Origin of the sequence: Arthrobacter sp. UNC362MFTsu5.1, from assembly GCF_000685965.1 — a bacterium.
Taxonomy (GTDB): domain Bacteria; phylum Actinomycetota; class Actinomycetes; order Actinomycetales; family Micrococcaceae; genus Arthrobacter.
In genome coordinates, this window is the sequence record NZ_JMLE01000011.1 from 81,770 (window position 1) to 102,296 (window position 20,527).

The following is a 20,527-nucleotide window of genomic DNA, read 5'->3' on the forward strand; positions in this document are numbered from 1 at the left end:
AAGCCCACATTGTGGCCCAAATCACGATTCTGAAATGCCAATAAAATAACAGATGTTTTTCAGAACGATCGATCAGAATTCCCGAAATTCCGAATTTTCTTCTTCAAAACGAACCTTTTCGGCACAAAAATTCAGCCCGTACCGTATTGCTGAAATACCAACGCTCCCTTGTGGCACATGTCCAGCCCCTGGCCGGGCCCAGCAGAAAAATTCCTGCCCGCGCAGCATGCCAGGTCAGTTTGACTGCCCGGCGAGCGTCGCGGCCACCAGCTGGACGGACTCCGCCGGGAAGCTGTCACCATCCTTTGCGGCAACTATCCTTACCATGGCGCCGGACACGATATCGGCCACGGTCAGTGTGCTGGCGGACGTCCCGCCAGCCTGTTGACGCCGTTGTTGCTGATTGCTCACAGCCACGTCCGAATCCAGTGAATAGGTGCGGCTGAACCCGTCGGTGCTCTTGACAGTCACGGCGCCGGAACTGATCTCCGTGACCGTCCCCTGCTGTTCAACTTTGGTGACGTAGGCGCCGTCCTGGAGGATGACGTACTCGGAGTGGACGGCGGCAGATACTCCGCTGCCCATTCCACCGAGGCCTTCCGGGGCGAAGTTTCCGGGGCCGCCGCCCTGGGCCGGCATCCCGCCGTCGGCAAACCCGCCCTGCGCCCCGCCACGGGCGCCCGGCAGCGTTTCCTGCAATGCGCCGGCGTCGGCCGTGCCGTCGGCGGCGTCGGCCGACGCGGAACTGGTCGTCAAGGCATAGATTCCGACGCCGGCCCCGCCCGCAAGGACAGCCGCCGCTCCGGCCACCACCACCCCGCGCTTCATGGTCCACGGTTTCGAAGTGCCGTCCGGGGCAGCCCAGCCGCCGGGCTGTCTGGGCGAGCCCCATCCGGCCGCCGGCGGGAAACCGGAGCCAGCGGCCGACGACGGCGTTCCCCACCCACCGCCCTGCCCGCCACCCGCGGGGCTGCTGGCAAGGCCGCGCACAGCGCCGGCATCCTGAAGCGGCTTGCCTTCCGTTGTCCCGTCGGCATCGCTCTCCGGTACAAGCGTGGGGTGGTTGTTGTTCATGGCGTTCTCCTGGTGCAGGGGGCTTGGTCCACTCCAGACTCCGAAGGGTTCCTGTGCGGGGCCTGTGCGGGACAAGAGGTCAAGCTGTGACCTTTCCAAGGCCCCTTTCCGCCTCGCGAAGGCGGCCGATCCGCACCGGTCGGCCAAACAAGGACCCGTCCGCGCGTTCAGCTCGCTAGGCTGGGATTCACAGCTGGCGCACAGGATCCCCATAGCGCCGGCTCAACCGCAGATCGGAGAGTTGTCCCATGGCCACTTCGCACTCCATGACTAACAACCTTCCCCAGCTCACCCACCCGGACGGCTCCCCCATCCGGGCTTTGGTGGTGGACGACGAACCCAGCCTCTCCGAGCTTATGAGCATGGGCCTGCGGATGGCAGGCTGGTCCGTAGCCGTCGCGGGAGACGGTCCCGAAGCCGTGAAGCTGGCCAAGGAGTTCCGCCCGGATGTCCTGGTGCTGGACGTGATGCTCCCGGGGTTCGACGGCGTCGAGCTGCTCACCAGGATCCGAGCCTTCGCGCCTGAGGTGCCTGCGCTCTTCCTGACGGCGAAGGATGCCGTCCAGGACCGCATCCTCGGCCTGGCCGCCGGCGGCGACGATTACGTCACCAAGCCCTTCAGCATGGAGGAGGTGCTCCTTCGCCTGCACCGGCTGGTCCAGCGCTCCGGGGTGGCCGCCATGGACACCGCCGAACTGGTGGTGGGCGACCTCGTCCTCAACATCGACACTCGTGAAGTGACCCGCGCCGGCGAGGAACTGCAGCTGACGGCCACGCAGTTTGAACTCCTCCGTTACCTCATGGAAAACCCCAAGCGCGTGGTCAGCAAGGCCCAGATCCTGGACCGTGTGTGGGACTACGACTTTGGCGGCCAGGCCAATATCGTGGAGCTCTATATTTCCTACCTGCGCAAGAAGGTGGATGCCACGCACCCGCCCATGATCCACACCGTCCGCGGCGCAGGCTACGTCATCAAACCGGCGGACTGAAGTGCCCACGCTTTCCGGCGAGATCCGCAAGGACCGCCGCCGCTGGCTCGATCCGTCCACGTGGCACCTCCGCACCCGGCTGGTGCTCGTGGCCATGGCGTTGCTGGTGGCCATCTGCGGCGCCATTGGCCTGTTCAGCTACGCGTCCATGGATTCCTTCCTGACCAAGCAGCTCGACGATCGCTTAAGCCAGGCCTCAAGGCTCTCCAACGAAGCGGGCAGGCCACGGCTCGGCAACCCGGCCGGCAGGCCCGACCCGCTGGAGGGCAAGGGCCAAGGAATCGGAACCCTCATTGCCCGGATCGACAACGGAAATGTCAGCACCGCCGGGTTCCTGGCCAACGACGCCACGACCGCATCGCTCTCGGCCGAGGACGACCAGGTCCTATTGGCCCTCCGGCACGACGCAAGCCCGGTTGACCGGACACTGTCCACCGGCTCCTACCGCCTGGTTGCCGTGGAAGCGCAGTACGGGGACGTGATCGTCACCGGGCTCCCCCTCGATGAAAAGCAAAACACGCTCAACTCTCTGGTGTGGACCATGGTGATCGTGTCGATGGGAGGGCTGGTCCTGATCGGCCTGGCCGGAACGGTCCTCATCCGCCGCACCATGAAACCGCTCGAGCAGCTGTCTGAGGTGGCCACGCAGGTTTCGAACATGCCGCTCGACGCCGGCGAAGTGGCACTGGCGGTCCGGGTACCGCCGTCGAACGCGCACCCCGGAACTGAAGTGGGCAGCGTGGGCCACGCCCTCAACCTCATGCTGGACAACGTGTCCAAGGCACTCGAGGCCCGGCAGCAGAGTGAGACGAAGGTGCGCCAGTTCGTGGCGGACGCTTCGCACGAGCTGCGCACGCCGCTCACTGCCATCCGCGGCTACACAGAACTGATGCGGATGACCGAGGACTTCACGCCTGACGGCAAGAAATCCCTCGCCAGGGTACAGAGCCAGTCGGAACGGATGACCACCCTGGTGGAGGATCTCCTGCTGCTGGCCCGGTTGGACGAAGGCCAGCCGCTCAAGATCAGCGATGTGGACCTGACGCAACTGGTGGTGGAAACCGTCAGCGACGAGAAGGTCATGGCGCCGGACCGCGTCTGGCAGCTTGAACTGCCGGACGAGCCCGTTGTGATCCGCGGCGACGCCAAGCAGCTGCACCAGGTGCTGGCCAATCTCCTCTCCAATGCCCGCAAGCACACGGACCCCGGAACCACCGTGGTCACCGGCGTGATGCGGTCCGCCGACGGCAGTGCCGTGGTGACCGTGACGGACAACGGTGCGGGGATACCGCCGGAGTTCGTCGACCGGGTCTTTGCCCGCTTTGCCAGGGCGGACGCCGCCCGCACCAGTCCGGCCCGCTCCGCTTCAGGTGCGGCCGCCGGCGGCGCAGCCGCGTCCGAAGGAACCAGCGGACTGGGCCTGTCGATCGTGCAGTCCATCGTGGAAGCGCACGGCGGAACCGTCGAGGTAAATTCCCGCCCGGGCCGCACCGAGTTCGCCCTCCGCCTGCCCTGCGAGCCGCCGGCAGCCTAACTCCGGTTCCGGAGCGGCGAGCCAGCCGTTCCGGCGCAAGTCAACGCGCCGCCGTCGTGATCCTCGTTACCGAAATGTGACTTAAGCGCGATACTCCTGTACCGTTTTTAGAGTGCGGCCACCGTTCTAGCCGCATATCCGGATGGACGCCAAACTCTGCCGCTACCCGGATTTCCTCATGATTAGGCAGAGGCGGGGGACCCAGGTCTCCGGGCATCTTGCACAGCCGCCCTCGGGGTGAAGCCGACACGTGAAGTTCCGTGCGGCCGGATGACCTCATCCGAACCCGACAGCTAACTCCGCCGGCATCGAGAGGCAACCATGACTAAATCCACGCTAGAAGTACGTCCGGAGCGCGCTTCCGACGAGTCCACGACGCCTGCGGAACGTTCGCGCCACCGCGCCGAGCCAGCCACCACCGCATCCCCATTGGCCCGGCTTGCTGCCGGACTGCAGGGTTCCGGCCGCCGCGCCGCTGTAGTAGCCACGGCCTGCGCCGTCCTGATCGGAGTCGGCGCCGCCGGCCAGGCTTCAGAACCTGCAGCCCCGGCTACGTCTGCAACCGGCGAAGCCAGCGCCGCAACCGCAAACGCCGAGTCGAAGCTCGCGTTCGAAAAAATCCTGGTATCCGCCATGCCCGCCCCGGCGTCCGTCAGCCTGGCAGCTCAGTCGTCCGACGTGCAGCCGGCACCGGAGGAGAAGTCCGCACCGGAAGCACCGGCACCCGCGCCTGCACCTGCACCCGCACCTGCTGCGGCCCCGGCACCGGCTCCTGCCCCGGCACCGCCAGTAGCCGTGGACGACCCCGCAGCTGCCCAGGCGTATGCCGCCTCGCAGCTCGGTACCTACGGCTGGGCGGCCGACCAGATGCAGTGCCTGACCACCCTGTGGACCAAGGAATCCGACTGGAAGACCACAGCCACGAACGCCAGCAGTGGCGCGTACGGCATTGTCCAGTCCCTGCCGGCCGAGAAGATGGCCAGCGCCGGATCCGACTACCTGACCAACTTCCGTACCCAGATCAATTGGGGCTTGAACTACGTGAAGGAACGGTACGGTTCCCCCTGTGGCGCCCTGAACTTCCACTACGCAAACAACTGGTACTAAGCCGGCGCACCCTCGCCGGACTTGGTCCGCATGAGCCGAAGGCCCCGAATCCACGTGATTCGGGGCCTTCGGCTTTTTATCGGGATCCGGATCCCCCCGTTCCCGGGGCCACAAGGTTTTCACAAGGTTGTGGAGTGACTCTGGGTCGCCGCCGCTTTCCATCGTCTTCCAAGCGGCGGCCGGCCCCCGGGCCGTCGTCAAGATGCAGGGAGCACAACAATGAAAAAATGGTTAGTTCCGACGGCCGTCCTGGCCTCAATCTTCGCGGCTGCCAGTCCGGCCGTTGCAGCCCCTTCCGGCCCGCCGATCACTGTGGACGGACCCGCTTCATTCATGAACTGTGGTTTTCTCGTCACCGGTGAAGTCACCGGTAAGGCCAAAAACATCACGACTCCCTCAGGGGACATCATCAGCACTTCTCCCGGGCTGAAGATCACCCTGACGGGGCCAAACGGAAAGCCCCTGAAATTGGTCATCACCGGAGTCCTCTTCTTTTCGTTCCCCAGCGAGAATGTGGTCGAAGTGAGAGCGACCGGCAATAACCTCCTCCAACTCCCCTCCCCTGACGGGCTCGTCCTCACGCGGGGGAATGTCAACTTCTCCGTGGACTCCGACGGCAACGAATTGCGGAGATTCTCCGGGGCCGGCACGGCAACGAACATCTGCTCGCTGTTGGGGCCCTGACGCACCATCCGCGGCGGCGGTGCGTCCACCAATGACGGTGGGCGCACCGCCGCCGTCTCCTTGCCCGTTTCCAGACCACGGCAAGATCCCACAGGAGCTACACAGCTGTGGCCTAAATCCTTCATATCCGCCGGTCGCATAGTGGAACCATGACGCTCACAGACCAGGCCGCGGGATCCATACTCCAACCGCAATCGCAGCCACGGTCCGCCGTCGACATTCCGTCAGGCAGCGTTTCGCTGCCCGCCACGGGGCACACCCGCCGCGCACCCATCGACACCAGAACCCCGGGGGATGCAGGAACTGCCATCCCCGTCCTGGATGTTGTCATCCCGGTCTACAACGAGGAGCGGGACCTGGAGCGATCCCTGCGGCACCTGCACGCTTATCTGCTCGGCACCTTCCCGCACGCGTTCCGGATTACCGTGGCCGACAACGCCAGCACCGACGGCACGCTCAAAGCAGCTGAACGCATAGCCCGTGAGCTCCGCGAAGTCACCGTGGTCCGGCTGCCCGCGAAGGGGCGCGGCAACGCCCTTCGCAGCGTTTGGCTGGCGTCGCCGTCACCCGTTCTTGCCTACATGGACGTGAGTCTTTCCACGGACCTCGCTGCGCTGGCTCCGTTGGTAGCGCCTCTCATGTCCGGGCACTCCGATCTGGCCATCGGAACCCGGCTGGCGCGCGGTTCCCGGGTGGTCCGCAGCCCCTGGCGCGAGTTCATTTCACGCGGCTACAATCTCCTGCTGCGCACGCTGATGGGGGCACATTTCAGCGATGCGCAGTGCGGATTCAAAGCAATTCGCGCAGACGTGGCCCGCCGCCTTCTTCCGCACACCGCAGACAATGAGTGGTTTTTCGACACCGAGCTGCTGATCATGGCGGAACGATGCAGACTCCGCGTGCACGAGGTCCCGGTTGACTGGACGAGCGGTGCCGACGCGGGCGTGGATCTGATGCAAACGGCCATCGCAGACCTCCGCGGCATGGGCCGCCTGACCCGCGACCTTGCGACGGGCCGCATTCCCGTGCGGGAGCTTCGCGCCGATCTCGCCCGGGTTTAGCTCCCGTTACTGCGACGGCTACGCTTCCCTGAGCCACGCCATGGCTGCCTTGGGGCAGGTGAAATAGCGCGTTGGGGCGGCAGGAGCGTTAATGCTGAGGAAGAAATTGGCCATGGCCCGGTCCACCGGGGACGATCCGAGGAGCGCCACCCTTGCCACGGTGCTGGGACTGGCAAAGACCCGCCGGGCCCCGCGGCTCATGGACGCCGTCGCGGCCATATCCACCAGCATCGGAAACGACCGCCCGCCGCTCAGGTCGTTGACAGCGGCCATGACAGCCAGGGCAGCTTCCTCGCAAATAGCCAGGCCTGGAATCCATTGCACATGCAAAACTCCGGTGCGCAGCTGAACGATACCTCTATTGCCGGCAATCGGGATTTCGGTCATCCTATCCCCCCAAGATAGTTTCAGACGTCCCTCCCGAGACTACTGGACCGAAAACCGGTTTGGGGTCAGAACCGGAAGGAAATCCTCCTGGCACCGGAATCGTCCACGTCCGTGGTCACGGACACGCCGGAGTAGTCCGCAAGGTGCAGAACGCCGTCCGGCAGGGGGCCGGTGTTGGGCCCGATGGCAACGGTCCGGATCCCGGCGGCCAGCCCGGCCGCAATGCCAGCTGGGGCATCCTCAAAGACCAGCGCGTCGGCCGGATCCACACCGAGCAGTTCGGCGGCCCGGAGGTAGCCTTCCGGGTGCGGCTTGCCCCGGGTGACAAGGTCGGCCGTGACAGCGGTGGCCGGCATGGCCAGCCCGGCTGCGCCCATCCGGATATCGGCAAGGATCCGGTCGGCGGAAGTCACCAGCGCCACGGCATCCGCCGGGAGGCTGCGCAGAAGTTCAGCGGCCCCGGGCAAGGCGACAATCCCTTCCGTCCGGACCCGCTCCATGGCGCCCAGTTCCTCGGTCAGGGCCACCACGTCGGTGCCGGCGGGAGCAAACCGGCGCACCGTGTCCCCTGCCTGCACGCCGTGCGAGGTGCGGAGGATCTCGGCGATGTCCAGTCCGTAACGGGCCGCAAACTCGCCCCATACCTGCTCCACAATCGCCGTGGAATCAACCAGGGTGCCGTCCATGTCGAAAAGTACGGCTCTGGCGGAAACAGTGGAGACCGACGACGCGGCGATGGGCGATACGGCGGCGTCTGGGTGGAAGCTCATGCTTCCATCCTGCCCCACGCCGGGGAGGCGAAGGATTTTGTGACTTAGCCGTTCGGCCTTTGGGGGAGGTACTGCACCGCCCACTTGTTGCCGTCCGGGTCCGCGAAGTACACGAAGTGACCCCAGTCCTGGACGTCGATGTCGCTGACGTCGACGCCATTGTCCTTGAGCTGCTTGTGCGCGGCCTGAATGTCACTGACCACGACCTGCAAGCTCGGGGCGCTGCCGGGAGGGGCATCGTTCAGGCCCTCGCCAATGGCGATGGAACAGGCCGATCCCGGCGGGGTCAGCTGGACGAAGCGGATGCCTTCCGTGGGCCGCTCGTCGTAGTCAGCATTGAAGCCCACCTTGTTGACATAAAAATCCTTGGCCCGGTCCACATCGGACAAAGGGACAAACACCAGTTCAAGTTTCCAGTCCATGGGCCACAGGCTAGCTGCGGCCGCCGAAAACCGGAAGGGGGCAATCGCCTCGCGAGAACGTGGGTGCGGGCCGGGGGCTGCGTTTCGGGACGCCGCCCCCGGCCCGCACCCACGTAGTGAAGAACCAGCTCTGCCGTTAGCCGGCGATGCCGTAGAGGCGGTCGCCTGCGTCCCCGAGTCCGGGCACGATGTAGGACTTCTCGTTGAGTTTCTCGTCAATGGATGCCAGGACGATGGTCACGTTCGCGTCCGCGAGTTCTTCCTCCAGCTTGGCCAGGCCCTCCGGCGCTGCCAGCAGGCAGATGCACGTGACGTCCGAGGCGCCGCGCTTGAAGAGGAACTTGATGGCTTCGCGCAATGTACCGCCAGTGGCGAGCATGGGGTCCAGGACAAAGATCTGCCGGTCCGTCAGGTTCTCCGGCAGGCGCTCCGCATACGTGATGATGTCCAGGGTTTCCTCGTCACGGGCCATGCCCAGGAAACCGACCTCGGCCGTGGGCACAAGCTTGGTCATGCCCTCGAGCATGCCGAGGCCGGCGCGGAGGATGGGGACCACCAGGGGCGTGGGCTTGGTGAACGCGGTGCCGACGGTGGTGCTGACGGGCGTTTCGATGGTCACGGGCTCGGTGCGGACGTCCCGGGTTGCCTCATAGGCGAGAAGGGTGACGAGTTCCTCGGTGAGCTGCCGGAAGACCGGAGAAGGGGTGTTCTTGTCCCGCAGAACGGTGAGCTTGTGAGCGACCAGCGGGTGGTCCACGACGAGTGTGCGCATGCGTCAAAACTATCACCCGGAGGTGGTGTCCCGGCCCCGCGATCCACGGGGCTCCTCCGGATGGCCCTCGCCCCGGTGGGCGCCAAGGTGGGCGCCAAGTTCCTCCCGAAGCACCGGGTGGTCGAACGTCGGGGCGGGCCCGGCATGCTCGCGGTGCCGCATCACGTGGAAGAGCCTGTGGGCCAGGATCACGATTCCCACCCAGGCGAGGCCCAGGAGCCACCCGGCGATGACGTCGGTCAGCCAGTGATGCCCGAGGAATACCCGGCTCAGACCCATGGCAATGATGAAGATCGAACCAGCCGTAATGATGGACACCCGCGCCACGGTCCGCTGGATCTGCAGGCAGGCCAGATAGACCACCAGTCCGATCACGACAGTGGTGTTGAGTGTGTGCCCGCTGGGGAACGAGGGCGAGGATTCATAGGGCGGAACAGCGTCTGCATGGTCCGGCCGGGTGCGGCCAAAGAGTTTCTTGCCAAAGGTGGTCGCGGAGACCGAAACAGCCGCGGCGCCGCCCACCAGGATGAGGGGCCGCCAGGTGCGCCCCGCCCACGTCAGCCACGCAGTCAGGATGCTGCCGACGATCGGCATCCCGATCCCGCCGCCGATATTGGTGAAGGCCGTGACGGCGGAATTGAGCCAAGGGGTCCGGAGGTCCTCAGAGAGCGCCAGCGCAGGCTTGTCCAGGTTGGCCAGGCCTGCGTCGTCCACCACGTTGTCGTAAACTTCGGCGCCCATCACTGCGAGCGCCACCACGATCACGCCGCCAATCAGCATGGTGATCCAGAGGGCTGCGTACGGCACAACCCACCGCCCCCACCGGTCGGTAATGCGGTCAGTCAAGGTTTTCACTGCGTCTCCCGAGCTCATCCGTCGTCTGCGCCTGCCGTATCTTCGAAACTATCATTGAGCCATGACTTCCCCGGAGCCGCGCCATGCCCAATGGATGGGCCTTGCCCTCGCCGAGGCACGGCGCGCTCTGGGCACCGAAGACGTGCCCATCGGCGCCGTCGTGATCGGTCCTGACGGCGAAGTCCTGGGTACAGGGAGGAACGAACGGGAGGCTCACGGTGATCCCACCGCGCACGCCGAGATGGTGGCTATCCGCGAGGCAGCCGCCAAGCTCCAGGTACGGGGACAGGCAACCGGCGGCGGAGGCGACGGCTGGCGGCTGGCGGACTGCACCCTCGTAGTGACCCTGGAGCCCTGCGCCATGTGCGCCGGCGCGATCGTACTGGCCCGGATTCCACGGGTGGTGTTCGGGGCATGGGACGAGAAGGCGGGGGCTGCGGGATCGGTGTTCGACATCCTTCGCGAACGCCGCCTCAATCACTGGGTTGAGGTCTACGCCGGAGTCCGCGAGCAGGAGTGCGCCACCCTGCTCCGGGATTTCTTCGCCGGACACCGGTAGGTCAGCTAGCCGGCATTTGCCGCGTCCAGGGCGTCAATCCGCTCCTGCCGCGACGCCGGCGAGTCGAGGCTGAAGGCCCGGAAATCACCCAGGTCCGCGCGGATCCAGGACTCCACGTCCTCGATCCGCTGCAGCACGCCGGGCGTGGGGCCGGCGAACAGCCAGTGGGCGATCCGCTGCCCCGCGGGATCGTACTGCCAGAGCCCGATGATCCGGCCGCGGTCCAGGATCGGGTGGTCCGGCAGGTCTGCCTGCTGCGCCAGGGTTGCGCCGAGCAGTTCCGCATCCCCGTCGCCGCCCGCGAACAATTCCCCGGCGTTCCGCCGCTGCATGACGAGCGAGTCCGTCCCGGCGAGGAGCTGGATCTGTTCCTCCGCCGGGACCTCGAAAGCGGCGAGGCGCTCGACGTCGTCGGGCAGCATCCACAGCGCTTCGCCCCTGGCGGCAGGGTGAACGGCGGGCAGTTCCACTGCGCCGACGGCGGCCAGCGCCGCTTTGCTCTGGGCGACCGTGAACCCGGAGAACCACTGCGACTGCTTGAGCGTGGCGCCGCCGGTCCAGCCCAGGTACTTGCGGATCAGCTCAGTGCGGGCGGAATCGATGTCCAACGGGCTGGGCGGCAGGTCCCAGAGAGTGTAGGCGTAGCGCTGCTGGTCGAGGCGTCCGTTGGCGGGGACGCGGCGGATCCGGCCGTCGCGCTGGAGCAGGCCAAGGGCGGTGGGGAGGGTGGTGGATAGACCCTGCCTCTTCCCTTCCTCGCCCAGGCTCCGGACGGAATCACCCAGTTCGTCCTTGAGCTGCTTGGGATCCAGCGGACGGCCAGCCTCGGCCAGGGCATGCAGCACCTGCTCCTCGAGCAGCATGAGTTCAGCGCGGTCCACCCCCAGCCTGCCAAGCACTTTGAACACCTCGGCGGACACCTTGCCCAGCTGCAACGCCCAGGCGAAGTCCTCGGCGCCCAGGATGTAAGTGCACCCGCGTGCGCTGGGGAGTTCGGAGATCCGCAGCGCCAGGACGTCGGCATCAACCTGTTCGCGGCGGATTCCGGCACGGGCGAACATCGTGAGGTAGGGGTTGGCGCCGCCCAGGGAACGTGCCCAGCCGGCCCTGGCCAGCACCCCTGCAGGGCTCTCGCCGGCGAGGCTGCCGTCGAGTCCTTGCCGGTGCCAGGTCCAGGCGCGGAGGCGTTCCGCGGTGAGCGTCCGTGCAGGCGGAGTCTCGACAGTGAGCGGCTCGCTGGTCATAGCGGCCATTGTCCATCAGCCGGTGCGTCAACGGAATGAGGAGGGACCATTCAATTTCCGGGTGCCTTTAAGGCAATGGCGTCCAGCACGGTCCTGGCCGTGACGTCCCAGCCCGGCAGCCGTGTCCGCGCAGCCAGCGCCGCGTCATGCCAACGGGCGCGAAGCCCGGGATCCGTCAGCCAGGTGCGCAGGGCAGATTCCAGCGGGGCGGGGTCCGTGCCGAGCACGACGGCGGCGCCCGGCAGGGCGGGCGGGCCGCCGGCGTCGGGAGCTTCCGATCCGGCGGGCGACCCCGCCGCGAGCGCTTCGACAGCGCCGGTGCCGTCCCGGACCACTGCCGGGATCCCGCGGGCCAGGGATTCGGTGACCACCATCCCGTACGCTTCCGCCTGTGACATGAGCAGGCTGAGATCCGCCCGGTCCCACTCCGCGTCGAGAGTCTGCCCGCTGAGCTCCCCACGGACCGAGACCCGGTCCGTGAGCCCCAGCCTGATGATGGCGCCCCTGACAGCCTCCGCATAGGTGGGATCGGCCGAATCGGATCCCACCAGGGACGCGGTCCAGGGCAGGTCCCTGATCCCGGCGAGCGCCTCCAGGAGCAGGAGCTGGTCCTTGTTCGGGAGCAGGGCTGCAACGGCTACCAGGTGAAGCGGGTCAGATCCGGAGGCAAGCGCAGCCGCGGACGTGCCGGGCAGCGCTACCAGGACGCCCTCCAGGCCGCGCGCCGCGAGCGTGGTTGCCGCCGTGGAACTCGTGCAGATCACCCCGGTTGCGGAGCGAAGGGCTCGTGCCTCCCTCCTTAGCGAAGCGGCCAATGAGGTATCCGGCAACGGCATGTGCACCAGGATCCAGGTCTGCCGCCCGGCCTTTGCCGCGAACTCCAGTTCGTCGGCGGCACCTACGGCTATTAGTCCGTCCACTACGACTGGCCCGGGACGGTCCCCCGGTTCCCATGCCCCGAGCAGGCTCCCCAGACGGCGTCGTTCATGCGCACTGGCATCGGGCCACGCGCCTTCAACCGCGGTGACCTCCACGTCCTCCCCGAGTGCCTTCAGGCCGTCAACCAGGTGCGCGTTGTAGACGTTGCCGCCGGAGCTGTGGCGGATATTGCCGGGAACAAGCAGCCGGACGCGGCGCACGGTCAGGCGTCGAAGTCGAGGGAGAACGACGCCCAGGCATCCGGGTTCTCGCGCAGGGTGACGGCCAGGCCGGCCAGTTCCCGCCCGTCCGCGCCGCCACGGACTTTGGCTGCGACGGCTTCGGCAATGTACTGCGCCAGCGCCTCGGTGGTGCTCAGCTTCCCGGCAAAGTCAGTGTGCTCGTCCAGGTTCTTGTAGTTGAGGCCGGCCAGCACTTCTTCAATGAGCCCGCCGGCCGCGCCGATGTCCAGGACGATTGAGTCGTCGTTCAGCGCCCGACGGCGGAAGGTCACCTCCGCCACGAAGGTGGCACCGTGCAGGCCCTGGGCGGGTCCGAAGACCGCGCGGGGAAGGCTGTGGGCAATCATGAAGTGGCGGCGGACGGTCAGGCTGAACAAGGGCTACCTCGTGTCTTTGTCGGGATGTTCGGCAGGGTTTTCGGCCGGGTATTCGATGACGTGGCAGAGCGCGTCCAGGCGCCCGTCGGCCAGTTCGTGGACGACGGCGGGAAGTTCCGCAAAGGGGGACGTCCCCGTCAGGAACGTGTCGTAGACGGGATCGCTGAGCAGGGACACGGCGAGCGCGAGGCGGTCCGCGCTGGTACGTCGGTGGCGGCGGGCGCGGGCCACCACGCCCACCTGGCTGGCGCGGATGGAAAGCCGGCGGGCGTGGAAGTCCTCCCCCAGCGGGATGGTGACTTTGCGGTCGGCGTACCAGGACATCTCGATGACGTCCCCTTCGTCGCCCACCAGCTGCAGGCTCCGTTCGAGCCCTTCCTGGGATGCTGAACAGTGGATGACGATGTCGCAGTCCGCCAGGGCGTCGTCGGGGTGGCTGAATTCCACGCCGAGGGCGTCGGCGAAAGCGCGCTTCCCGGGATCGACGTCGATGAGCTGGAGCCGTTGCAGCGGGAACGTCCGCAGCAGTGTGGCCACCATGCCGCCCACCAGGCCGGCACCAACGACGGCGACACGGTCGCCCAGGCGAGGTCCGGCTTCCCAGAGGGCGTTGACGGCGGTTTCCACAGTTCCGGTGAGGACGGCGCGGCGGGCCGGAACATTCTCCGGGACCACGGTCAGGGACTCGACAGGAACAACGTAGCGGTCCTGGTGCGGGTGCAGGCAGAACACCATGCGGCCCACCCATTCGTCGGGGCCGGCTTCCACGATTCCCACGGAGAGGTAGCCGAACTTCACCGGCGAGGGGAAGGAGCCCTCCTGAAGCGGCGCCCGCATGTTTTCGGCGACCCGTGGCGGCACGTGGCCGCAGTGGACCACTGTTTCGGTGCCTTTGCTGATTCCCGAATACAGGGCACGGACAAGGGCTTCACCGGGGCCCGGCGCGGGCAGGTCCTCAGTGCGGAGCTCGCCTTTTTCGTGGCCGACGGTCCAATAGGCGCGGGCCTGGGAACCGGCTTGTGAGTGCTGCTGGGAGTTGATCATCTTGCTTACGAATCTAGTCCCCGGCGCGGGCGCGGGGAAGACGTTGGCTGCCCGGCGCGCCCTCGTTTTGGGGAAGGGCGCCTTGCTCCGGTAACCTATTCAGGTTGGTGACGTGTCCGAGCGGCCGAAGGTGCAACACTCGAAATGTTGTTTGGTGTCAAAGCCAACGTGGGTTCAAATCCCACCGTCACCGCCAAGTAGCAAGGCCCCGGGTTTTCTTCGATGAAAACCCGGGGCCTTTGCTTTGCCTGGATTGCCCCTCGGCAGATGCTCTTCCCGCCCGATGGCGACGGACAGGGAGACTCGCCTAGTGGTGGGACCTGGCGCGGATGATCCCGGCCGATAGCCCCGCAGCGGCTAGCAGGGATCCAAGCATGATGGCTACGCCTGAGAAGTAGTCAGTGATCGTCATTTCGGTACACCTTCCATCTAGTGGTGTACCGAAGCTACCCATGCAAACGTCCGCCCGGCGCAGGATCGCCGAAAGATTTGCTCACAATTGGGACACGGAACAGGCGTCGCGCCCCGCCGCGGACCTTAATGCTGCCGCGTGCTGCCGCGTACGACCCTTGTGCTGCCGCCACCGTGCGGACACCATAGTGGGACACCTTTCGACGGCACCAGGGAGCGGGCTCAATGTTGCGAATGCTGATAATTGGTCCTCCGGGCTGCGGAAAAGGTACGCAGGCGGACCGCTTGTCCCGGCACCTCGGGATTCCCGGAGTGTCCACCGGTGATGTCTTCCGGGAACATGTGAAAAACCTGACGCCGCTTGGTCAAGAAGTCAAGGAGCACCTGGACGGCGGCGATCTGGTCCCCGACAGCCTGACAAACCGCATGGTGCGGGACCGCCTTGACCAGGACGACGTGCGGGACGGCTTCCTGCTGGACGGATATCCCCGCAATACGGCCCAGTTGGCTGAACTGGACACGATGCTTACCGCCGCCGGGCAGTCATTGGACGTCGCACTGCAATTGACGGCCGACGACGCCGAGCTGGTCCGCCGGGTCCTCCAACGCGCCACCGTTACCGGACGCAGTGACGATACCGAGGAAGTCATCCGGCACCGCCTGAAGCTGTACTACCGGGAGACCGAACCGGTGGCCGAGATGTACTCAGAACGCGGAATCCTCCTGAGCGTGGACGGCACGGGCACCGAAGACGAGGTTTTCAGCCAGTTGCTGGCGGCGCTCCGCACCTCGTTCCCCGCCGCCGTCGCCGATGCGGGCCCCGCTACCCCGGACTGAGCGGCGCCGGCCGTTACGGGGCGTCCGGCGGCTACGGAGCGTCCGGGCGCTGGTCCCCCTTGTGTCCGCGCAGGTTGTCCTGGACCTTGCCGAACAGATCCTTGATGGTGGACTCCGTATTCGTGAGCATGTCCGGCTGGACGTAGACAGTCTGCGTGGGGGGCAGGCTGTAATGGGACTGCAGGCCTCCCGCACCCTCAACGCCGTCCAGCGCGATGGTTACTCCGCCCTCTTTGCGCGCAATGGCCCCGATCCGGCCGAACACCAGCGTGAACTCGTCCGGCTGGAAACTGACCGTGTGCCCGATGTGTGTCCGGTTAAGCTCTCCCGCCGCAACGGCTTTCTCGTTGCCCGTACCTGCATAGTCCATGGTTGCCTCCTGGAGGTTGGCTGCGTATGCCAGCAGTCTAGGCCGGGCTCCCGGCGCGGGATAGTGCTGCTGGGCGCGTGCACAATCCGCTCCCGTCCGCCTCAGCACTTCATCCATTGAGCGCGTCCGCGGCCGGCCGCTTAGATGGATCAGGTCGGCGCTGACCACCAGTCGACGGCACCGGAATTCAACCAGGCTTCAGAAACGGCATCGGGGACCATCGTGACTTTGCAGGACAATTTGGTGAGCAGCACTCCAGCCTTGGACGCCCCGCGGCAGCCCGCCTCCGGCACCACGCACTGCGAGGACGACTGCCACTATTGTTCGGGCCCCGAAACGGACTAACCGGGCCAGCACTTCTCCCCGCTAGAATTACAGGCAACGAACCGAACCGAGGGAGGACTCCGTGCGCACTCACAACGCCCGGACTCCTTTCCATTCCGTCCGCGCGGCCATGGTCGCCGTGACGATGGTGACCCTCGCAGCTTCGGCCCACGTTTTTGGCGGTGGCGAACTGCCCGCCCCGGTCATCATGGCAGCCGTGCTGGCCCTCACCGTCATGGCGGCCACTGCGGCTACCCGGCTCAAACTGAACTTCCCCGCGATGGCGTCGCTGCTGGGGACCGGGCAACTTGTCCTCCACGAGGCGTTCAGCGCCTTCAGCTCTCCCGCCGGCACCGGACTATCAGGCGCACCGGGGCACCACTCCGCGGCCTGGCCGCCGGGCATCCGGCTGGACGCCGCCGGCGGCACCGCCGGCCACCTGCACCAGTTCGATTCCGCCTGGGCCGCCGGCCTCATGCTCGGCGGACACGCCCTTGCCACCCTCGCGTGCGCCCTCCTGCTGGCCAAAGGCGAAGCTGCCCTGTGGTCGCTCGCAGCCTGGCTCCGGCCACTCATTCAACTTCCCGAAGCGGCCATGCCCGACGTCGTCGCGGCACCTGCCGCCGCCGGCCGGCCGTCCGATTCGGCTCCCCTCCCCTGGCGAAACCTCAGGGCTGACTGCCCGCGGGGCCCGCCCGCCGTCGTCGTGCTTTCACATTCCTGACACTCTTTCCCGGCTCCGGCCTGCCTGCTGATCCGCACGTTACGGGCGGTATCGGCCCGGCGCCCGGACGCCCCATCAATCGTTTTGTGCACCGCCGTTTGCGCGACGTGCACCCCTGAAAGGCCCCCCATTGAAAAAGTCATCACGCATGCCCTTCCGCCGTGCCCTCTCCGTTACGGCTGCGGCCGGCGGCACCGCAGCCCTCATGCTGGCGGGAGTCGCGGCCGCCTCCGCACACGTCGGCGTCACGCCGGACAAGACCGACGCCAACTCCTACGCACTGCTCACCTTCGGGATTCCGCACGGCTGCGATGAATCGGGCACCACCAAGGTGACCATCACGCTGCCCGAAGAGCTCAACGACGCCCAGCCCACGGTGAATCCGAACTGGACCGTGGAGAAAGTGGTGGAGCAGCTGTCCGAACCGAAAAAGCTGGCCGACGGCGCCACCATCACCAAGCGGACCAACAAGATCGTCTACACCGCCAAGGCTCCGCTGGACCCCGAACTGCGGGACGCCCTGGTGCTCTCGGTCAAGCTTCCCGACGCCGCCGGCAAGACCCTCCATTTCCCCACCTTGCAGAACTGTGAGCAGGGGCAGACGGACTGGTCCGAGATCGCCAAGGACGGCCAGGACCCGCACTCGCTCGAGGCGCCTGCGCCCTCGCTCACCGTCACGGCCGCCGCCGCGGACGGACACGGCAGCCATGCGTCGGCGGAGACGGACACAGCGGCAGGCACCGCCCAGGCCTCCTCGGTGACGGGCTCGGACGACGGATCCCAGGCGCGCAGCTGGGCCGGCCTGGTGGCAGGCGTCGGCGGACTCGCCCTGGGCGGGGTGGCGCTGATGCGCAGCCGGAGCCGGAAACCCGCCGAGGCCGCCGTCGCAGAAACCTCTTCGGAACCCCGAAAATAGCGCACCGGATTGATGCCCGGAAATCACAATCCGGGCATCAATCCGCGGCAGCGGTCGTGGCATCGTTGACTCAGGCAACGGCGGGCATAAAGTGTGACCCATGAGGTCTCAGCCATTCAAAAACGGACTTGCCATCACGACGGCGGTTGCGGCCGCCGCCTTCCTGCTCACCGCCTGCGGGCCCAGCCAGCCGCAGCCCCAGGGAACCTCCGCGGGCGCCGCCACGTCCAGCGCCGCTCCCGCCACGTCCACCCCGGCCGGCAGCGAGGCGGCCAGCACCCCGGCGTCGTCTTCGTCGTCAACGCCGCCGTCGTCCGCGGGACCGTCACGGTGCAAGGCAGCCAACCTGACGGTGTCCTCGGATTCCGCCGGCGGCGGCGCCGCCGGCAGCGTGTACTCCAAGCTCATCCTTACCAACTCGGGCACCGAGGCCTGCCTTCTGCGGGGCTTCCCGGGAGTATCCCTCACCGCGGACGCCAACGGCGCCCCGATAGGGGCCCCCGCCCGGCAGGACGGGTCCTCGCCCGTTGCGGACGTCCTCCTCGCTCCGGGGCAGGCGGGAGCCGCCGAAATGCGCTACACGCAGGCAGGAAACTACAGCGACTGCAGCCCCACCCAGGCTGCAGGTTACCGGGTCTATCCGCCGGAGGAGACCGCGTCGCTGTTCCTCGCCGAACCCCGGACCGCGTGCGGCAACGAGGCGATCGAACTGCTGACCATCGGGGCATTCCACGCCGCGTAGGCCCTGCCGGGACTTGCCGGCCTTACGCCCGGGATTCCCGTAATCTTGCGGGCGCATCGCGGGAGAACGCAACCCCGAACCCGATCAGCGCCATGCCCAGAAAAAGGTGCAGCCAGTTGTCGGCGCTGTTCACGGGAAGGATGTTCACCGGCGAGTCCAGTGCCAGGAACTGCCCCACACTCCAAAGGACCATGTAGGTGACCCCGGCGCCGATGAGGAAATTCCGGGCCGGCAGCGGACGCCGTGACATCAGCACGCCTGCCACTCCTGACAGCAAGTGGATGAGGTTGTGGAGCACGGACACCTGGAAGACCCCAAGGAGCATTGCCTCCGAGCCGTGTCCGGCAAACGCCAGCGTGCCGTAGTTTGCGGTGACGCCCGGAATGAACCCCAGCACGCCCAGCACAAATACCGCCGCTCCGGCGAGAAGTGATGACTTCTGGACGTTCTTCCGCAGGCCGAATCGGGCCCTGGCGGCTTCGGATGATTTCATGGTGCCGCTCCTGTTCCCCGGTCAAGCTGCTCATGACATGATAAGTCTACTTACGAACCCCTTCGGAGTCCCGCCGGCAGCGCAACGGCACGGGCCTTCGCGGGACCGGGAAAGGCAGGCAGGACTGTGATCTCGCTTTGGTTGGACCGTGACCACGCCTTCCGCAGCGACCAGTTCCACCCCCGCAGCACGGTTGACACGGTGGTGGCAGGGGCCGGGCTGACCGGACTGGTGACCGCGTTGCTGTTGGCCCGGTCCGGCAAGAAAGTGCTGGTTGTCGAAGCCCGGAGTCCGGGCGCCGTCACCACCGGCAACACCACAGCGAAGGTTTCCCTGCTGCAGGGAACGGTGCTCTCGGCATTGCGCCAGCAGTATTCAGAGAAGGTCGTGGGCGCCTACGTCGAGATGAACCGCGAAGGCCAGGCGTGGCTGCTGCGGTACCTGGCGGAGCGGGGTGTGCCGTTCCAGCATCGCGACGCCTACACCTATGCCACCTCAACGGACGGAACCGAAACCCTCCGCCTCGAATTGGCCGCTGCCCGGGCCGCCGGACTGGAGGCCGAGTACGTTACCGATCCCGGACTGCCTTTCCCGGTCAAAGGTGCCATCCGCCTTCCCGGACAGGCCCAGATTCATCCCCTGGAGGTCATCGATGCCCTCGTGGACGACGTACGCTCGCACGGCGGACAGATCGTCTCCGGCGTGCGGTTGAACGGGCTCCGTGGACTGACGGGGCCCGGTCCGGCGGTGGTCCAGACCGACCACGGCCCCGTTCGCGCCCGGGAGGTGGTGCTCGCCACCGGCACACCTGTCCTGGACCGCGGGCTCTATTTCGCCAAGCTCAAAGCCCTGCGGTCCTATGCGGCGGCATTCGAACTGCCGGGCACAACCGCCGTCCCGGACGGCATGTTCCTTTCGGTTGAGCAGCCGGTCCGTTCCCTGCGCGACTACCCCGGCGACGGCCGCCGGCTCCTCCTGGTCGGTGGCAACGGGCACCCTGTGGGCCGCGCCAGGTCAGCACAGGCCTACCTCGACACCCTGGTCGAATGGACGACGGCCCAGTTCCCGGGTGCCAGCCTCACCCACTCGTGGTCCGCGCAGGACTACCAGGCAACCAACCTGATGCCGTTCTTCGGCAAGCTGCCGCGCGGGCAGGGCCGGGTCTATTTCGCCACCGGTTACAACAAATGGGGCATGGCCAACGCCGTCGGCGCGGCTCTGGACATCACCGCCGACATCCTCGGCTCGCGGCTCCCCTGGGCCAGCATCATCCACCACCGGGTCACGTCCCCGGCCGGGGCAGCCTCCGCCGTCTCCCTTAATGCTGCCGTTGCGGCCACCGTGGCAAAAGACTGGGGTCAGGTGGGACTCAAGCGCCTGGATGAGTCCCTCGAGCAGCCGTCCGAAGGGGCAGGCCTGGTGACCCGCCGCGGCCGGAAGCCCGTGGCCGTATCCACCGTGGACGGCGCCCGCTGCACACTGTCCGCCGTCTGCACCCATCTGGGCGGCATCGTGCGCTGGAACGACAGCGAGAAGTCCTGGGACTGCCCCTTGCACGGCTCCCGCTTCAGCAGCGACGGGACGGTGCTGGAAGGACCAGCCACCCGGAACCTCCGCCAGATTGACTGACCCGGCGGGAGCGGCACCCGAGCCCGCTGGGGGTGCCGCCAA

23 protein-coding genes, 1 tRNA gene and 1 riboswitch are annotated in these 20,527 nt (G+C 66.8%); of the genes, 12 read left to right on the forward strand and 12 right to left on the reverse strand.

Annotation, left to right across the window (positions count from 1 at the left end; translation table 11 throughout):
• Positions 1 to 234: 234 nt before the first annotated feature.
• Positions 235 to 1,074, reverse strand: a complete 840-nt coding sequence (locus BS38_RS26450) for a hypothetical protein (protein WP_197024939.1) — start codon at positions 1,072 to 1,074, stop codon at positions 235 to 237.
• Positions 1,075 to 1,322: 248 nt separating this feature from the next.
• On the opposite strand from BS38_RS26450, the gene BS38_RS0112275 reads away from it, so the two are divergent.
• From BS38_RS0112275 to BS38_RS25040, 5 genes are all read left to right on the forward strand, one after another.
• The gene (locus tag BS38_RS0112275) at positions 1,323 to 2,063 is read left to right on the forward strand and encodes a response regulator transcription factor (RefSeq protein WP_028271072.1); all 741 of its coding nucleotides are present in this window, start codon (positions 1,323 to 1,325) and stop codon (positions 2,061 to 2,063) included.
• 1 nt (position 2,064) lies between these two features.
• Positions 2,065 to 3,597: a HAMP domain-containing sensor histidine kinase gene (locus BS38_RS0112280; protein ID WP_043438490.1), complete on the forward strand. Its 1,533-nt coding sequence runs from the start codon at positions 2,065 to 2,067 to the stop codon at positions 3,595 to 3,597.
• Between the two features lie 147 nt (positions 3,598 to 3,744).
• A riboswitch (cyclic di-AMP (ydaO/yuaA leader) is annotated at positions 3,745 to 3,919 on the forward strand.
• Positions 3,919 to 4,704, forward strand: a complete 786-nt coding sequence (locus tag BS38_RS0112285) for a hypothetical protein (RefSeq protein ID WP_028271074.1) — start codon at positions 3,919 to 3,921, stop codon at positions 4,702 to 4,704. It overlaps the preceding riboswitch by 1 nt.
• 333 nt (positions 4,705 to 5,037) lie before the next feature.
• Positions 5,038 to 5,388 carry a hypothetical protein gene (locus BS38_RS0112290; protein WP_156037119.1) on the forward strand — a complete coding sequence of 117 codons (351 nt, stop codon included), beginning with the start codon at positions 5,038 to 5,040 and terminating at the stop codon, positions 5,386 to 5,388.
• Positions 5,389 to 5,537: 149 nt separating this feature from the next.
• A complete protein-coding gene (locus BS38_RS25040; RefSeq protein ID WP_043438531.1) occupies positions 5,538 to 6,449 on the forward strand; it encodes a dolichyl-phosphate beta-glucosyltransferase in 912 nt (303 codons plus the stop codon).
• 18 nt (positions 6,450 to 6,467) lie between these two features.
• Here BS38_RS25040 and BS38_RS0112300 read toward each other — a convergent pair whose 3' ends face one another.
• The 5 genes from BS38_RS0112300 to BS38_RS0112320 form a co-directional block, all read right to left on the reverse strand.
• The gene (locus tag BS38_RS0112300; protein ID WP_231511233.1) at positions 6,468 to 6,773 is read right to left on the reverse strand and encodes a DUF7793 family protein; all 306 of its coding nucleotides are present in this window, start codon (positions 6,771 to 6,773) and stop codon (positions 6,468 to 6,470) included.
• Between the two features lie 128 nt (positions 6,774 to 6,901).
• Entirely contained in the window at positions 6,902 to 7,606 is a 705-nt protein-coding gene (locus BS38_RS0112305) for an HAD-IA family hydrolase (RefSeq protein ID WP_028271077.1), read from the reverse strand.
• Positions 7,607 to 7,650: 44 nt separating this feature from the next.
• Complete coding sequence (locus BS38_RS0112310) at positions 7,651 to 8,028, reverse strand: glyoxalase superfamily protein (protein ID WP_028271078.1); 378 nt, start codon at positions 8,026 to 8,028, stop codon at positions 7,651 to 7,653.
• A 136-nt stretch (positions 8,029 to 8,164) separates the two neighbouring features.
• The gene (upp, locus tag BS38_RS0112315) at positions 8,165 to 8,800 is read right to left on the reverse strand and encodes a uracil phosphoribosyltransferase (RefSeq protein WP_028271079.1); all 636 of its coding nucleotides are present in this window, start codon (positions 8,798 to 8,800) and stop codon (positions 8,165 to 8,167) included.
• Between the two features lie 12 nt (positions 8,801 to 8,812).
• On the reverse strand, positions 8,813 to 9,580 hold the full coding sequence (locus tag BS38_RS0112320; RefSeq protein WP_081818887.1) for a phosphatase PAP2 family protein: 768 nt from the start codon (positions 9,578 to 9,580) through the stop codon (positions 8,813 to 8,815).
• A 136-nt stretch (positions 9,581 to 9,716) separates the two neighbouring features.
• Here BS38_RS0112320 and tadA point away from each other — a divergent pair, with 136 nt between their 5' ends.
• Positions 9,717 to 10,214, forward strand: coding sequence for a tRNA adenosine(34) deaminase TadA (gene tadA, locus BS38_RS0112325; protein ID WP_028271081.1), 498 nt, complete (start codon positions 9,717 to 9,719; stop codon positions 10,212 to 10,214).
• Between the two features lie 5 nt (positions 10,215 to 10,219).
• Here tadA and BS38_RS0112330 read toward each other — a convergent pair whose 3' ends face one another.
• Genes BS38_RS0112330 through BS38_RS0112345 form a run of 4 tightly spaced genes read right to left on the reverse strand, consistent with a single transcriptional unit; the run spans position 10,220 to position 14,039 of the window.
• On the reverse strand, positions 10,220 to 11,458 hold the full coding sequence (locus BS38_RS0112330; RefSeq protein ID WP_028271082.1) for a DNA glycosylase AlkZ-like family protein: 1,239 nt from the start codon (positions 11,456 to 11,458) through the stop codon (positions 10,220 to 10,222).
• A gap of 50 nt (positions 11,459 to 11,508) precedes the next feature.
• On the reverse strand, positions 11,509 to 12,597 hold the full coding sequence (locus tag BS38_RS25045) for a glycosyltransferase family 4 protein (RefSeq protein WP_028271083.1): 1,089 nt from the start codon (positions 12,595 to 12,597) through the stop codon (positions 11,509 to 11,511).
• A gap of 2 nt (positions 12,598 to 12,599) precedes the next feature.
• The gene (locus BS38_RS0112340) at positions 12,600 to 12,995 is read right to left on the reverse strand and encodes a 6-pyruvoyl trahydropterin synthase family protein (protein WP_028271084.1); all 396 of its coding nucleotides are present in this window, start codon (positions 12,993 to 12,995) and stop codon (positions 12,600 to 12,602) included.
• 3 nt (positions 12,996 to 12,998) lie between these two features.
• The gene (locus tag BS38_RS0112345; RefSeq protein ID WP_028271085.1) at positions 12,999 to 14,039 is read right to left on the reverse strand and encodes a zinc-dependent alcohol dehydrogenase; all 1,041 of its coding nucleotides are present in this window, start codon (positions 14,037 to 14,039) and stop codon (positions 12,999 to 13,001) included.
• A gap of 106 nt (positions 14,040 to 14,145) precedes the next feature.
• On the opposite strand from BS38_RS0112345, the gene BS38_RS0112350 reads away from it, so the two are divergent.
• Together BS38_RS0112350 and BS38_RS25050 are read left to right on the forward strand one after the other, a co-directional pair.
• Positions 14,146 to 14,235, forward strand: a tRNA-Ser gene (locus BS38_RS0112350).
• 440 nt (positions 14,236 to 14,675) lie between these two features.
• Positions 14,676 to 15,287, forward strand: coding sequence for an adenylate kinase (locus BS38_RS25050; RefSeq protein WP_043438494.1), 612 nt, complete (start codon positions 14,676 to 14,678; stop codon positions 15,285 to 15,287).
• 31 nt (positions 15,288 to 15,318) lie between these two features.
• Here the strand turns inward: BS38_RS25050 and BS38_RS0112365 are convergent, their stop codons facing one another.
• On the reverse strand, positions 15,319 to 15,657 hold the full coding sequence (locus BS38_RS0112365; protein ID WP_028271086.1) for a hypothetical protein: 339 nt from the start codon (positions 15,655 to 15,657) through the stop codon (positions 15,319 to 15,321).
• A 406-nt stretch (positions 15,658 to 16,063) separates the two neighbouring features.
• Here BS38_RS0112365 and BS38_RS0112375 point away from each other — a divergent pair, with 406 nt between their 5' ends.
• From BS38_RS0112375 to BS38_RS27400, 3 genes are all read left to right on the forward strand, one after another.
• The gene (locus BS38_RS0112375; RefSeq protein WP_028271088.1) at positions 16,064 to 16,705 is read left to right on the forward strand and encodes a hypothetical protein; all 642 of its coding nucleotides are present in this window, start codon (positions 16,064 to 16,066) and stop codon (positions 16,703 to 16,705) included.
• A gap of 148 nt (positions 16,706 to 16,853) precedes the next feature.
• Positions 16,854 to 17,621 carry a YcnI family copper-binding membrane protein gene (locus BS38_RS0112380; RefSeq protein ID WP_043438497.1) on the forward strand — a complete coding sequence of 256 codons (768 nt, stop codon included), beginning with the start codon at positions 16,854 to 16,856 and terminating at the stop codon, positions 17,619 to 17,621.
• 100 nt (positions 17,622 to 17,721) lie between these two features.
• Complete coding sequence (locus BS38_RS27400) at positions 17,722 to 18,363, forward strand: DUF4232 domain-containing protein (protein ID WP_028271090.1); 642 nt, start codon at positions 17,722 to 17,724, stop codon at positions 18,361 to 18,363.
• 22 nt (positions 18,364 to 18,385) lie between these two features.
• Here the strand turns inward: BS38_RS27400 and BS38_RS0112390 are convergent, their stop codons facing one another.
• Positions 18,386 to 18,856 carry a DUF4383 domain-containing protein gene (locus tag BS38_RS0112390; protein WP_028271091.1) on the reverse strand — a complete coding sequence of 157 codons (471 nt, stop codon included), beginning with the start codon at positions 18,854 to 18,856 and terminating at the stop codon, positions 18,386 to 18,388.
• A gap of 126 nt (positions 18,857 to 18,982) precedes the next feature.
• On the opposite strand from BS38_RS0112390, the gene BS38_RS0112395 reads away from it, so the two are divergent.
• Positions 18,983 to 20,485, forward strand: coding sequence for an FAD-dependent oxidoreductase (locus tag BS38_RS0112395; RefSeq protein ID WP_028271092.1), 1,503 nt, complete (start codon positions 18,983 to 18,985; stop codon positions 20,483 to 20,485).
• The last annotated feature ends 42 nt before the right edge of the window (positions 20,486 to 20,527 follow it).